This window comes from Slackia exigua ATCC 700122 (assembly GCF_000162875.1).
GTDB classification, from domain to species: Bacteria; Actinomycetota; Coriobacteriia; order Coriobacteriales; family Eggerthellaceae; genus Slackia; species Slackia exigua.
The window spans coordinates 116,735-129,952 of sequence record NZ_GG700630.1 but is presented as its reverse complement, the minus strand read 5'-3'; the positions used below and the strand labels follow the sequence as shown (position 1 = coordinate 129,952).

General features: G+C 65.0%; 12 protein-coding genes. All 12 read right to left on the bottom strand.

Going from position 1 to position 13,218, the window contains the following annotated elements; genetic code table 11:
• Position 1: 1 nt before the first annotated feature.
• The 12 genes from ftsY to HMPREF0762_RS00515 all read right to left on the bottom strand — a co-directional run bounded on the left by ftsY (position 2) and on the right by HMPREF0762_RS00515 (position 13,164).
• Positions 2-916, bottom strand: a complete 915-nt coding sequence (gene ftsY / locus HMPREF0762_RS00570; RefSeq protein WP_006361379.1) for a signal recognition particle-docking protein FtsY — start codon at positions 914-916, stop codon at positions 2-4.
• Between the two features lie 4 nt (positions 917-920).
• Positions 921-4,451: a chromosome segregation protein SMC gene (gene smc / locus HMPREF0762_RS00565; RefSeq protein ID WP_006361378.1), complete on the bottom strand. Its 3,531-nt coding sequence runs from the start codon at positions 4,449-4,451 to the stop codon at positions 921-923.
• 5 nt (positions 4,452-4,456) lie between these two features.
• Entirely contained in the window at positions 4,457-5,395 is a 939-nt protein-coding gene (gene rnc / locus HMPREF0762_RS00560; protein ID WP_006361377.1) for a ribonuclease III, read from the bottom strand.
• Positions 5,392-6,378 carry a phosphate acyltransferase PlsX gene (gene plsX / locus HMPREF0762_RS00555; RefSeq protein ID WP_006361376.1) on the bottom strand — a complete coding sequence of 329 codons (987 nt, stop codon included), beginning with the start codon at positions 6,376-6,378 and terminating at the stop codon, positions 5,392-5,394. Before plsX ends, rnc begins: the two co-directional genes overlap by 4 nt.
• A gap of 72 nt (positions 6,379-6,450) precedes the next feature.
• On the bottom strand, positions 6,451-6,630 hold the full coding sequence (rpmF, locus tag HMPREF0762_RS00550; protein WP_009078180.1) for a 50S ribosomal protein L32: 180 nt from the start codon (positions 6,628-6,630) through the stop codon (positions 6,451-6,453).
• Between the two features lie 102 nt (positions 6,631-6,732).
• Positions 6,733-7,281, bottom strand: a complete 549-nt coding sequence (locus HMPREF0762_RS00545; RefSeq protein WP_006361374.1) for a YceD family protein — start codon at positions 7,279-7,281, stop codon at positions 6,733-6,735.
• Positions 7,278-7,745: an ATP synthase subunit B family protein gene (locus HMPREF0762_RS00540; protein ID WP_006361373.1), complete on the bottom strand. Its 468-nt coding sequence runs from the start codon at positions 7,743-7,745 to the stop codon at positions 7,278-7,280. The genes HMPREF0762_RS00545 and HMPREF0762_RS00540 overlap by 4 nt, the downstream gene beginning before the upstream one ends.
• Before the next feature lie 108 nt (positions 7,746-7,853).
• Positions 7,854-8,333 carry a pantetheine-phosphate adenylyltransferase gene (gene coaD, locus HMPREF0762_RS00535; RefSeq protein WP_006361372.1) on the bottom strand — a complete coding sequence of 160 codons (480 nt, stop codon included), beginning with the start codon at positions 8,331-8,333 and terminating at the stop codon, positions 7,854-7,856.
• Positions 8,330-8,941 (bottom strand): RsmD family RNA methyltransferase, encoded by a 612-nt coding sequence (locus HMPREF0762_RS00530; protein WP_006361371.1) that lies wholly within the window; start codon positions 8,939-8,941, stop codon positions 8,330-8,332. Before HMPREF0762_RS00530 ends, coaD begins: the two co-directional genes overlap by 4 nt.
• Before the next feature lie 3 nt (positions 8,942-8,944).
• Positions 8,945-11,116 (bottom strand): ATP-dependent DNA helicase RecG, encoded by a 2,172-nt coding sequence (locus HMPREF0762_RS00525; RefSeq protein ID WP_006361370.1) that lies wholly within the window; start codon positions 11,114-11,116, stop codon positions 8,945-8,947.
• A gap of 24 nt (positions 11,117-11,140) precedes the next feature.
• Positions 11,141-12,772 carry a DAK2 domain-containing protein gene (locus HMPREF0762_RS00520; protein WP_006361369.1) on the bottom strand — a complete coding sequence of 544 codons (1,632 nt, stop codon included), beginning with the start codon at positions 12,770-12,772 and terminating at the stop codon, positions 11,141-11,143.
• Positions 12,773-12,816: 44 nt separating this feature from the next.
• Positions 12,817-13,164, bottom strand: a complete 348-nt coding sequence (locus tag HMPREF0762_RS00515; protein WP_006361368.1) for an Asp23/Gls24 family envelope stress response protein — start codon at positions 13,162-13,164, stop codon at positions 12,817-12,819.
• Positions 13,165-13,218 lie beyond the last annotated feature (54 nt).

The following is a 13,218-nucleotide window of genomic DNA, read 5'->3' as shown; positions in this document are numbered from 1 at the left end:
GTTACTCCTCGCTGCCCGTGAGCGCACGGGCGTAGTCGAGCGCGTCGAAATCGCGAAGGTCGTCGATTCCTTCGCCGACGCCGATCTTCAATATGGGAAGTCCCAGCTCATAGGATATCGCAAGGGCGATGCCGCCCTTGGCCGTGCCGTCGAGCTTGGTCATGACGATGCCGTCGAGGTCGAGCGCCTCGTCGAATCTCTTGGCTTGCGTCAAACCGTTCTGGCCTGCGGTCGCGTCGATCACGAGCACGGTGACCACGCGCCAGGCGCACCGCTTGCGCACGACGGACGTGACCTTCTGAAGCTCGCGCATCAGATCGGGCGAGGTGTGGAGGCGCCCGGCCGTGTCGATGAGCGCAAGGTCCGCCCCGATGCGCTCGGCTTCGTCGAGCGTCTCGTAGCAGACGCTTGCGGGATCGGATCCGCGTTCGCGCTCGACGATGGGCACATCGCTTCTGCGGGCCCACTCCTCGAGCTGCTCGATGGCCGCGGCGCGGAAGGTGTCCGCAGCTCCGAGAACGACGGTGTCGCCCCGGCCCTTGGCCTCGGCGGCCATCTTGCCGGCCGTCGTCGTCTTTCCCGATCCGTTCACGCCTACGAGCAGGACGCACAGCGGACGCTCGTCGAGCGGGTTGCCTTCCTCGGGCACGGCGAAGCCGCGCGCGATCTGCGCGCTCAGCTCTTCGAGGATCGCAGGAGCGTCAGGAAGGGCGCGCCTCTGCGCCGCGTCGCGCATGTCGACCGAGATCTTGAACGCCGCCGGATATCCGATATCGCTCATGACCAGCGTCTCTTCGAGATTCTCCCAGAAGTCCTCATCGACTTCGGGACCCTTGAAGACGAGCATGTTGATGGATTCCTGAAGCTTCTCCCGGCTTTTCGACAGGCCGGACTTCATGCGATCGAACCATGCCATGGGATCATTCCTTTCCTGACGGCGCGCCTGCCGTGCGCTCGAGCCGCTGGGAAACGACCTTGGTGACGCCGTCGGCCTGCATGGACACGCCATAGAGGACGTCGGCCATCTCCATCGTGCGGCGCTGATGGGTGATCATGATGAGCTGCGTCTCGCGGCGCAGCTCATCGAGGTAGGCGATCAGGCGGCGCAGGTTGCTGTCGTCGAGGGCCGCCTCGGCCTCGTCGAGGATGTAGAACGGCGTCGAGCGGATCTTGTAGACGGCGAAGAGCAGCGCAAGCGCGGTCAGCGACCGCTCGCCGCCGCTCATGAGCATCATCTTGGTGATGCGCTTGCCGCGCGGCTGCGCGTTGACCTCCACGCCGACAGGTTCGTCGTCCTCGCCGCCGACGAGCGTGAGCTCGCCGGAGCCGCCCGGGAAGAGGCTGGCGAAGATGTTTTGGAAGTTCCGGTTCACAGCCTCGAACGTGAGATCGAAGCGCTCCTTCATACGCGCATCTATGGCCGCGTCGATGCGCTTGAGCGCGCGGCGCGCCGCCTCCATGTCTTCGATCTGAGACGAGAGGTATTCGAAGCGCTCCTTCGCCGCCTCGTATTCCTCGGCGGCCGACGAGTCGATCGTGCCCATCTTCGCGATGCGTCGCCGCGCCGACGCCGCCTGCTCTTCGAGTTCGGAACGATCGTCCACGGCTCCGAGCAGCAGCGCGGTTTCCAGGGGCACGCCGCATTCGTCGACGATCTTCGCCTGCGCGGCATCGACCTGGACTTCGAGGCGGCCGCGCTCGACACGGACGTCGGAGAGCGCGGATACGGACGCGTCCAGCGCGGCTTTCGCCCGAGCCGCCGCTTCCCGGGCGTCGGCGATCGATTGCGTGAGCGACTGGGACCGAGCCTGTTCGAGCGTCGCCTTCTCAGCCAGATCGTCGACCCATCCCTGCACGCCTGCGCGCAGGGATGCCACGACGGCGCGCAAAGGCTCGATGCGGCCATGGGCGCGACGCAGCCCGACGAGCTCGGCGGCGGCACGGTCCCTCGCACGCACGGCGCGCTCGAGATCGCGCTCCCTCTCCGCGCATTCCCGTTCGAACGAGCGCGCGCGCTCGACGGACGTCATGCAATCGAGCTTCGCGTCGGCGTGCGCCTGCGCCGCCTTCTGCTCGGCGTCCGCTTTCGCATCGCGGTCGGATTGGATCGCCTCGATCTCGGCCTGCAAGGACGCGCGGCGGGCGCGCGCATCGGCCGCACGGGCGGAAAGCCCGTCCATATCGGGCGATGCGCCCGAAAGAGCGTCGCGTGCGCAGTCCAGGTCGGCCTCGACCGAGGCGAAGGCCGATTCGAGCGTCGACAGGCGCTGAGCGAGTCTGCGTCGCTCGGCTTCGGCCGAGGCGAAGGCGCCTTCGAGGCGCGCCTTCTCGGATGCATAAGAAAGGCACGATGCCTGCGCCTGCGCAAGGGCGGCCTCGGCATTCTCGAGGGCGACGGCGGCCGATGCCTCTTCGGCCTCGAGGCGCGCCTGCTCGTCTGCAAGCTCGGAGAGCCGGCGCTCGCGGGAAAGGGCGCCTGAGCGCGCGTCGCGATCGGGCGCGGCGGCAAGCGCCTTCGCACGAGGCCTGACGACGATGCCGTCCGGCGTCGCATAGCGCAGAGCCTCGGAAGAACCCGCGAACGCCTCTTCGGCGGTTTCAACCAGCATGACATCGCCCAGCAGGGCATCCAGAAGCCCTTGGACGGATGCATCGGCATCGATGGCGTCTATCAGACGACCGGTCGCCTCCGCAGACCGATCGCGGTCCGATGCGAAGAGAACGCGGGCATCGCCTCCGATCCCTGCTTCGCGCACGGCAGAAAGCAGGGACGCGGCGGCACGCCCGTCGGCGGCGACGGGACAGGTCAGGTCGTCTCCCAAAAGGAATTCGACGAGATGCTCGAGATGCGGCGGCACGTGCATGAGGGATGCCAGGGTGCGCGCATGCCCGTCATGCGCGGCATGTTCGTGCATCCACGCGGATGCCGCCGTACGTGTCCGGATGGATGCGAGCGCGCGCTCGACGGCGGCGCGCTCCCCCGCCGCGCCCTGCAAGCGCAGGCGCGCTTCTTTGAGCGCGCTGCGCGCAGCGCGCTCCGCATCGGCTGCATCGATGCGGAGCGTATCGGCATGGGCCGCCTCGGCGAGCACGGCATCGAGCGCCTCCCGTTTCGCCGCGCACGCATCTTCATGCGAGGCAAGCTCGCCGCGCACATCGGCAAGCTCGGCGGAAAGCGCGTCATGGCGAGCCGACAGCGCGTCGACGCGCGCGGCGAGCGCATGGTGGTCGTCGCGCGCCCGCGACAGGCGCGCATCCGCATCGGCGATCGTGCGCTCCGCTTCGGCAAGATCCGTGCGCAGACGTGCCGCCTGCGCGTCTGCGTCGCGCCTCGCGGCGCGCGCGTCCTCGAGCGCGTCTGCGAGCTCGGACATATCGGCCGACAAGGCATCGCGCTTCGCGACCTGGGCATCGCGTCGTTCCTTGAGCGATGCGACCTCCGCGCTCAGCGAGGCGATCCTGCGCTTCGATCCGGACGCCGTTCCCTCGGCAGCGGACAGGCGGGACTCGATCGAGCGTTCCTTCTCGCGAAGGACGCGCTCGACCGATTCGAAGCGCTCGACGAGCATATGGAACCGTCCGCGCCGTTCGGTGAGGTCGCCGACGTAGAGCCCCCGATCCTGCAAGAGCTGCGAGAGCTTCTGGACCCGTGCATCGGCATCCTCGGACGCGAGGCGATCGACGTCTATCTTCGCCGCGGCCTCCTTCTCGGCACGCTCCACGGCATCCCACGCCGTGCGCAGGCGACGAAGATCATCGACCGCGAGCAGAAGGTCCATCTGCGTGAGCTCGGTCGAGAGCGCTTCGTAGGCCTGCTGCCGCGACGCCTTGCGCGCCAACGGCTTGAGCTGGCGTTCCACCTCGGCGGCAACGTCTTTCACGCGCGCCAGGTGCTCGTCCATCGATGCGAGCTTGCGAGCCGAGCGTTCCTTTCGCTGCTTGTGCTTGAGGATGCCGGCGGCTTCTTCGATGAGCGCGCGACGGTCCTCGGGCTTTCCCGTGAGCACCGCGTCCAGGTTGCCCTGGCCGATGATCGTATGCGTGCCCGTGCCGAGCCCCGTGTCATGCAGGATGTCCATGAAGTCCATGCGCCGGGCGACGATGCCGTTGATCAGGTATTCGCTCTCTCCGCTGCGGAAGATCCTGCGCGTGAGCGATACCTCGTCGAAATCGACCGGGAGCATCCCGTCGGAATTATCGAGCACGAGCTCGACCTCCGCGACGCTCACGCTGCGACGTGCCGTCGAGCCGGCGAAGATGACGTCTTCCATGGCCTGGCCGCGCAGATGCTTGGGGTTGCGTTCGCCCAGGACCCACAGGACGGCGTCCGAGATGTTCGATTTGCCCGATCCGTTCGGACCGACGACGGCCGTCATGCCCGGTTCCAATGTGAGCTGGATGCGATCGGCGAACGATTTGAATCCCTTGAGCGTGAGCGACTTCAGGTACAAGGGGCTCAGAGCTCCTTGTCGGCAGGCGATGCCTCGTCATCGGCCGCCGCAGGAAGCTCGCGCGGTTCGGCCGGCTTGAGAGGCCAACCGAAAAACGATGCGTCCTTTCCTTTGCGGGCCTCGGCACGCTGGCGCTTCGCCTCCTCCTTGGCGCGACGCTGCTCCTCCTTCGCCTTGGCCTGGGCACGCTTCGCCTCTGCCTTCTGGAGCTCTTTCATGGCGCGCGCGTCCGGCGCCTGGGCGCCGTCGGCGTCGATCATATCGAGCGCCGCCTTGGCGGCCTGGCTTTCCGATTCCTTCTTCGTGCGCCCGATGCCTTGCGCGAGCGCGGTCAGACCGGCGAACACCTGGGACACGAACGTGCGGTCGTGCGGCGGACCCTGCGTCTCGACCAGCTTGTAGGTAGGCGTGATGCCTTCTTCCTGAAGCTTTTCCTGAAGCGCGCTCTTGGGATTCTCGGGTTCGCGCGCCATCTCGATATCCATGCGCGGGATGAGCGTGCGGCGCACGAAATCCCGCGCGCCGTCCATGCCCTTGTCGAGGAAAAGCGCGGCGACGAGGGCCTCGTAGACGTTTTCGAGCGCGGAATGCAGGCCGCGACGTCCCGTGCCGCGCTCGGAGGACCCGAAGACGATGATGTCGGCGAACCCGAGCTTGGCGGCGACATCGGACAGGCTGGAGCCTGAAACGAGCGCGACCTTGATGCGGGTCAGCCCGCCTTCGTCGATTTCAGGATACGCGTGAAAGGCCTCGTTCGCGACGATGGCTCCCAGAATGCTGTCGCCGAGGAATTCCAGGCGTTCGTATGAGAACTTGACCGGCTTGCCCTCGGTGGCGGAAGGATGGGTGATGGCAGCGAGGAGGATGTCGATATCGTCGAATGCAACGCCGATCACGTGCTGCGCCAAATCGAGCTTGGCCGATTGCTCGGGGGTATGGCTCATGCCTGCACCGCTTTCTCGATGAGCCCGCAGACGTCTTCGCGCACGCAGGCCGCCGTGGTGAGGATGCCGTTCTTGATCGCGAGCGGGCTGCTCGAGCCATGGCCGACGATCACTGCGCCGCGCACGCCGAGCAGGGGCGCGCCGCCGTAGGTATCCGCGCTGAGCCGGGATGCGAAACCGCGCAGCGACCCTTTCAGGACGGCGGCGGCGAGAGCATTCAGGGGATTTGCGGTCATGACGCCTTTAAGGCTTTTGAACAGCTGCTTCGATGTCCCCTCGATGGTCTTGAGCGCGACGTTGCCGGTGAATCCGTCGCAGACGAACACGTCGTAGGCGCCGGGGATGATATCGTTTCCTTCTCCGTTGCCGGCGAATTCGGGCACCTGGGCGCGCAGAAGCCCATGGGTTTCCTGATAGAACTGGGAGCCCTTGGTCGGCTCGGAGCCGATGTTGAGCAGCGCGACCCGAGGGTCGGCGATATGGATGATGCGGCGCGCGTATATGACGGCCATCTGAGCGAATTGCACGAGATATTCGGGCTTGCAATCGGCATTCGCCCCGACATCCGCCATGACGACGGGCTTTTCAGGGGACGGAATGATGGTGGTGAGCGCCGGACGGCGCACGCCCTTGATGCGTCCGATGACGCGCACGGCCGCCGCGAGGCAGGCGCCCGTCGAGCCTGCCGAGAAGAACCCGTCGGCGCGGCCTTCCTTGACGAGACGGCATCCTACGACGATCGACGAATCCTTTTTGACCCGCACGGCGTTCGCAGGATGCTCACCCATGCCGATGACCTCGGTGGCCACGCAGGGCTCGCACCGGTCGTGCGTGCGGCAGAAATCCTCGACGACGTCTTCGGGGCCGACCAGGACGACCTCGAGGTCGGTATCGGCGGCAAGCGCTTCGGCCACTCCCTCGAGCACGACGCCCGGGGCATCGTCTCCGCCCATGGCATCGACGCTGATGACGATGCTGCTCATTGCACTACCTCTCTATACGCAAATTGCCGACCCTAAAGCCGGCAATTCAAGGCGTTCGGTTCCAAGGCGAGGCTACTCGACTTCGATGACCTCACGCTTGTTGTAGTAGCCGCAGTTGCCGCACACGCGGTGAGGAAGCTTGACGGCGCCGCACTGCGGGCAGGTGGAACGAGCGGGCATAGGAACGACGTCGTTGGCGCTGCGACGCGAATGGGTGCGGGCACGACCGGTTTTACGCTTAGGGACTGCCATGGTTCTCCATCTCCTTATCCAGCCGGCCGAACCACCGGCCGAACATTCACTACGAAATCACGCGACGAGATATGCTATCAAAGGAAACGCCACCTCGCAAGGCTACTCCACACCTAAATCAAGGTTTTTCAAAACCGCGAACGGATTCTCCCTGAAAGGTTCCGCGGAGCCCGGCGCGCAGCCGCAGGGACCGTCGTTGAGATTCGCGCCGCAGGTCGGACAGAGCCCGAGGCACTCGGGTCTGCACAGCGGCATAAGCGGCGTCTCGAGCAAGACCGCGGCATTGAGCAGAGGTTCGAGATCGATGACGTGATCGCTGGGCAGGACGTCGAACTCGTCGGCCTCCATGCCGTCGGGCGCCGTGCCCTTGCCGGGAATGATGAAATACCCCTCGACGTCGCCCGAAACATCGATGGGGACATCGGCGAGGCAGCGGCTGCAGCGCGTGGTCAGGCTGCCTGCGACCGTGCCCTCGACGAGCATGGCCCCTCCGACGTTCGTGACGCGCACGTTCCAGGCGAAGGGGGCGTCGGCCCGGTATTCGTCCGAACCCGATGCAAGGATGCCGACATCGTAGGCGCCTGAAAAGGGAACGCTCTCCGCGGTGGCGAAGAGCGTCGAAGGCAATTCGATGGACAGGCCGTTCCTCATCGTTGGACGCTCTGGTTGTTGAGACGGTCGCGGCTGCGGCGAACGCTCGTGATCAGCGAATCTAGGCTGGATTCGACGTGGCCGAGCACTTCGTCGGCGTAATCTTCCGCCCCGGCGCGCGTCTGGCGCTCGAGCTCGCGGGCATCCGCCATAATGGTATCGGCCTGCTGCTGGGCGATGCGAACGATTTCCTGTTCGGAGGCGATCGTCATGGCCTGGCTGCGGGCATCGTCGATGAGACGCGCGCTTTCGGCATCGGCATCGTCCAGAAGGCTCTGACGCTCGCGCACGATCTGGCGGGCCTGGGCGAATTCCCCGGGGAAGGTTTCGCGAATCTCATCCATGATCTCGAAGGCCTGGTTGATGTCGACCTGACGGAGATTGTTCTTGCCGAAGACCGGCTTCGAGTCCTCAAGAAGGATGGAAAGCTCCTCGATGAGCCCCAATACTCCCGTTTCGTCCATGTCTTCCCTTCCTAGATGCTCTGCATGCAAATCCGCAGCATATGGTACCCGATGTGCGAACGCGCGTGGAGCCGATATCCCGGTGCATAGAAAATACTTCTTGGCATTCTAGCACGAAAACTTTTCCTTCAACGCGCGCTCGGCGCAGGGAGGCACCATGGACGAGATGTCGCCATGGAACTGCATGAGCTCGCGCACGATGGAGCTGGACAGATGCATCTTGTCAGGCGACGACATGATGAACATGGTGTCGACATCGCCGTCGAGCTTGAAATTGATGGCCGACATCTGGAATTCGTATTCGAAGTCGGTCGTCGCGCGCAGACCCTTGACGACGACCGTGGCACCTGCTTGACGTGCGAAATTGACAAGAAGGTCGTCGAAGCCGACGGCCGTGACGTTTTCGAGGCAGGCCGTCGACTCCTGGACGAGGGCGACGCGCTCTTCCAATGTGAAGATGGGACGCTTCTTCGCGGATGCGGCCACGCCGACGACGACTTCGTCGAAGATGCCGGCCGTGCGTTCGATGACATCGAGGTGGCCGTTGGTGATCGGATCGAACGTTCCCGGAACGAGCGCTCGTTTCATGTCAGTCCCCCCTTTTTCGATGCCGCGCCGTCGCGCAGCGTGAATATGTCGTAGGCCACGTCGCGCATGCGTTTGCGCGACCGAACGTCGACGGCCAGGCCCGCAGACGCCGCCTCCGCATCGAAATCGAGCGATGCGCCGTGCTCGTAGCACACGACGGCGTCGGCGGTAAGCGCGCGCGCCGCGGCAAGGCGTCGTACGAGGTCGAATACCTCGGCTGCGGGCATCGCATAGGGCGGGTCGAGCAGCACGACGTCGAACGGGCGGCATGGCGAGACGGGCGGACGCTTCAGGACATCGCATGTCACAAGCCGGCCTCGCCCGGCGTCGATGCCCATGGATTTCAGATTCGCCTCGACGGCCGCGCGCGCATCGCGCGACGAATCGAAGAACACGGCCAGATCGGCGCCCCGAGAAAGGCACTCGATGCCTAAGGCGCCGCTTCCGGCGAAGGCGTCCAGGACGCATGTCCCCTCGAAGCCGCCCGTCGCCGATACGAGCGCGCTCATCATGGATTCCTTCACCCGGTCGGCCGTCGGACGCGTATCCAGGCCCTCAGGAGCCGTGATCCTGCGTCCGCGAAACTCGCCGGCGATAACCCTCATCATATGTCAACCTCCTAGCACCGCATCCGGCGTCGCCGGACCGAACACGACTTCGGCCTCGTGCAGCAGAAGCGCCGAGACGGCCTTGCCTTCTTCGGAATCGTCGTCTGCGAGCTCGGCCGCATCGGCATGGGCCGCCTCGATGAGCGCCCCGTCGCGCATGATGTTCACGAGCTTGAGAGCCGATGCCCCATGCTGCCGGTTCCCGAGGATATCGCCTTCGCGGCGCAGAGCAAGATCCCGTTCGGCGAGCTCGAAGCCGTCGTCGGTCGCCTCCATCGCCGAGAGCCGCTCGAGCGCTTCGTCAGAAGACGTCGCCGCGACGAGATAGACCTCGCCGCGCATGCCGCCACGGCCCACGCGGCCGCGCAGCTGATGGAGCTGCGAGAGCCCGAAGCGTTCGGCGTCCTCGACGACCATGCAGGTCGCGTTTGGCACGTCGACGCCGACCTCGACGACCGTCGTCGCGACCAGCACATCGATGCCCCCTTCTCTGAAGCGAGCCATGGCCTCTTCCTTCTCGGCGGGCTTCATCTTGCCGTGCAGAAGCCCTACGCGGAATTCCTTGAAGACCTTGGCTTGGAGAAACGCCGCTTCGGCCTCCGCCGCACGCACGTTGTTCTCGGGGAGGTCGTCGAAGGAATCGATGAAGGGTTCCCTATCCGCCTCATCGTCGCGAGGACGAGGATGCGCTCCCTCGTCTCGCGGCGGCTTCGTGCCGACGAGCGGGCAGATGACGAACGCCTGCCTTCCCTTCGCGCATGCTGCTCGCACGGCATCGTAGGCGCGGCCCCGCTCTCGAAAACCGAGGACGTGCGTCGTACGGCCCGGCCGGTTTTCCGGCATATCCTTCAGGTATGACAGCGAGAGATTGCCGTAGAGCGCAAGCGCCAGCGTGCGCGGAATGGGGGTCGCCGTCATATAGAGCGCGTCGGGCAGAACGCCCTTCGCGAGCAGATCGGCGCGCTGCCGCACGCCGAAACGCTGCTGCTCGTCGACGATGACGAGCCCGCAATCATGGCAGACGACGTCGGGCTCGATGAGCGCATGCGTGCCGAAGAGCACGTCGATGTGCCCGCTTTCCAAGAGGGCGAGCATGTCCCGACGATCGGCGTCGGGCGTCGATCCCGTAAGCAACGCCCACGTGATTCCTGCCGCATCGAACAGAGGGCCGAGCGCGCGAGCGTATTGGGAAGCCAGAACCTCGGTCGGCGCCATCATGAGCGTCTGCGCGCGCGCATCGGCCGCAGCGGCGGCGGCGAAGGCTGCGACGATGGTCTTTCCGGTGCCGACGTCGCCGAGCAGCAGATGCGACATGGCCGAATCCGTCGCCATGCGGCCTTGGATGTCGGCGACGGCGCGCAGCTGATCGTCGGTCAGGGAAAACGGGAGCGCGGCGGAAAGCGCGCGGCTGAACGGTCCGTCGAAGACGTGAACATGGGCCGCTTTCCCCTGCGTGAAGGAGCGGGCCGAGGCGAGAAGGTGCATCTCGAGCAGGAGCAGTTCTTCGTAGGCAAGCCTGCGTTTGGCCTGCGCGATGTCATCCGCCGTCTGCGGGAAATGGATGGACGCGAGCGCGGCGGCACGGCTCATCAAGCGATACCTCGTGCGAAGCCTGAGCGGCAGCGGATCGAAGCAGCCCTGGATGGACGCAAGCGCGGCTCGGATCACCTTGCGCATGATGCCGGCCGAAACCTTCTCCGTCGCGCCGTGCACGGGAATGATGGAGCCGGCGAGCATCGGCCCGCCCTCGTCGATCACGTCGAGGAAGGGCGACTTCATGCGCTTGTAGCCGTAATTGAATTCAAGCTCCCCCGAGACGCCGACGCGCATGCCCTGCCGTATCGAGCGTTGCAGCCACGGCTGCTTGAAGAAGGTGACGATGAGCGTTCCCGTACCGTCGACGACGGTGACCTCGACGAGGCTCAGATCGCGGCGCGGACGCTTGAGCACGACCTCATGCACCTCGCCGATGATCGTGACCCTTTCCCCGAGCGGCGCATGCTCGATCGTGTCGAGCCTGGTCATATCAATGTAGCGTCGAGGATAATGCTGAACCAGGTCGCGTACCGTTTCGATGCCGAGATGCAGGAACGCCGCCGCCCTGCCCGAGCTGACGCCGGTCAAGGCAGAGACCGAAGCATCGAAGGCGAGGGTGGCGGCTAGGCGATCCTGCATGCAGGGACATTCCTCTACGTAGGCTTATTCGAGCGAGAAGACGACAGGGTACAGGGGCTGTTCGCCGCGCTGGGAATCCACCTCGAGCTCGGGATATGCCTCTTCGATACGTTCCACCAGAGCCTCGAGGGCATCGTCGGCGAAGTCCTCGCCTGCGAGGACGGTGGCGGTGTCGGCTTCATCCGCGTCCATGACCTTGAAGAGCGCCAGCACGACGTCGGAGACGTCGGTGCCGACCGATTCGATCGAGCCGTCGGCGATACCGATCACGTCGCCGTCCTTGATGGGATTGCCATGCGCGTCCTTGGCATCCTTGATGGCATGCGTGACTTCTCCGGTCTTGGTCTCCGCGCAGGCATCGGCCATGGCCGAAAGGTTGTCTTCGAGCGCGGCGTCGGCATCGAATCCGAACATGGCGCTGAAGGCCTGGGGAACGCTCGTCGTGGGCACGAGCCCGCACGGCTTCTCGGACACATCGCAGCAGGCCTGGGCGGCCATGATGATGTTCTTGTTGTTCGGCAGGATGATGACCGCATCGGCATTCACGCCCTTGACGGCTTCGAGCAGATCGGCCGTCGAGGGATTCATCGTCTGCCCGCCGGACACGACCTTGTCCACGCCGAGCGACTCGAGGATCTTGGCGTTGCCTGCGCCCGGAGCCACGGCGACGACGCCCAAGGGCTTGCGTGCCGCGGCGGCATCGGCTTCGATCTTGGCTTCGCGCTCTTCGCTTTGCAGGCCCATATTGTGCACATGGACCTCGGAGATCTGGGCATCATGCGTGAGGAACCAACCGAGGACCTGGTCGGGACGGTTGGAATGGACATGCACCTTGAAATTGGGATGCATGCCGACCATGAGGTCGCAATCTCCCATCGTAGGGAGGAAATCCTTGGCGGCATCCACGTCGATGGTGTCGGAATGGACGAGAAATTCGGTGCAGTACCGGAACGCCGAATCGGGATCCCAGTCGTTAATCTGCTCGATTTCGACCTTCGGGGCCGGACGCGAAAGCGCCAAGGCGCTTTCCGTGAAGCCTTCCTTGCCCGTGAGCGACGCGACGAAGGAATCGAGAAGGATGGCCAGGCCGAAGCCGCCGGCATCCACGACGCCGTTTTCCCTCAGCACGGGAAGGAGATCGGGTGTGCGCTGGACGGACGCGTAGGCCTCCTTGACGACTTCCTCCATCGCCTCTTCGACGCCGAGCTTGCGCTTCTTGGCCTTGCGCGCCGCCGCTGCGGCATCCTTGATGACGGTGAGGATGGTGCCTTCGACCGGCTTGCGCACGGCTTGGAAGGCGACTTCGCGCGCACGGTCGAGCGCCGCGTCGACGGCCGAGGCGGTCAGCTCGGTCTGGGATGCGGCTCCTTCGCAGATGCCGCGCAGGATCTGCGACGTGATGACGCCGGAATTGCCGCGGGCGCCCATGAGCGCGCCGGTGGTGACGGCCTTGCAGATATCGTCGCCCGTCGCGCCGATCGGAAGCTTCGCGAGGTTCGTGACGACCATCTGGAGGGTCAGGGACATGTTGGTGCCCGTGTCGCCGTCGGGGACGGGGAACACGTTGAGGCGGTTGACTTCTTCCTTACGGCCGTCGAGGGTCTTCGCAGCAACGGCAACGGCATTGAGGATGCCGTTGAGCGTGTAGTCACTCATACGTTACGTACTCTCTCTTCCTTGTCGAATAGCCCCTGGCCGCGTTACTTGCGGACCTTGACGCCCTGCACGTGCACGTCGATGCCGTCAAGCGGCACCTGGACGTACGTATCGAGCGTATAGGTGATGTTGTCGATGAGGTTCTGGGACACGGTGCCGATGTTGGTGCCGTACTCGAGGATGACGTAGACATCGACGTGGATGCCGGCCTCCGAGGACGTGACCTGGATGCCGCGGCGGAGGCGGTTCGCCGGCAGCAGCGTCGCGATGCCGTCTTGCAGCGAGGGAGAGGACATCCCGACGATGCCGTAGCATTCCATCGCAGCCTTGCCGGCGATGTCGGCGATTACGTCATTGGAGACATGCAGGTTGCCTGAAACCTGGAGAGCCATGAAATCATCCTTTCTCACGACCGCGCGTATATGGGAAAAGTATAGCCCATCGCC

Excerpts from the sequence above, each read along its gene's own strand:
- HMPREF0762_RS00515 (WP_006361368.1), bottom strand. The coding sequence starts at position 13,164 with ATGGCTCTCCAGGTTTCAGGCAACCTGCATGTCTCCAATGACGTAATC.
- coaD (WP_006361372.1), bottom strand. The coding sequence starts at position 8,333 with ATGAAACGAGCGCTCGTTCCGGGAACGTTCGATCCGATCACCAACGGC.
- HMPREF0762_RS00545 (WP_006361374.1), bottom strand. The coding sequence starts at position 7,281 with ATGAGGAACGGCCTGTCCATCGAATTGCCTTCGACGCTCTTCGCCACC.
- HMPREF0762_RS00540 (WP_006361373.1), bottom strand. The coding sequence starts at position 7,745 with ATGGACGAAACGGGAGTATTGGGGCTCATCGAGGAGCTTTCCATCCTT.
- rpmF (WP_009078180.1), bottom strand. The coding sequence starts at position 6,630 with ATGGCAGTCCCTAAGCGTAAAACCGGTCGTGCCCGCACCCATTCGCGT.
- HMPREF0762_RS00525 (WP_006361370.1), bottom strand. The coding sequence starts at position 11,116 with ATGCAGGATCGCCTAGCCGCCACCCTCGCCTTCGATGCTTCGGTCTCT.
- ftsY (WP_006361379.1), bottom strand. The coding sequence starts at position 916 with ATGGCATGGTTCGATCGCATGAAGTCCGGCCTGTCGAAAAGCCGGGAG.
- HMPREF0762_RS00520 (WP_006361369.1), bottom strand. The coding sequence starts at position 12,772 with ATGAGTGACTACACGCTCAACGGCATCCTCAATGCCGTTGCCGTTGCT.
- rnc (WP_006361377.1), bottom strand. The coding sequence starts at position 5,395 with ATGAGCCATACCCCCGAGCAATCGGCCAAGCTCGATTTGGCGCAGCAC.
- plsX (WP_006361376.1), bottom strand. The coding sequence starts at position 6,378 with ATGAGCAGCATCGTCATCAGCGTCGATGCCATGGGCGGAGACGATGCC.
- HMPREF0762_RS00530 (WP_006361371.1), bottom strand. The coding sequence starts at position 8,941 with ATGATGAGGGTTATCGCCGGCGAGTTTCGCGGACGCAGGATCACGGCT.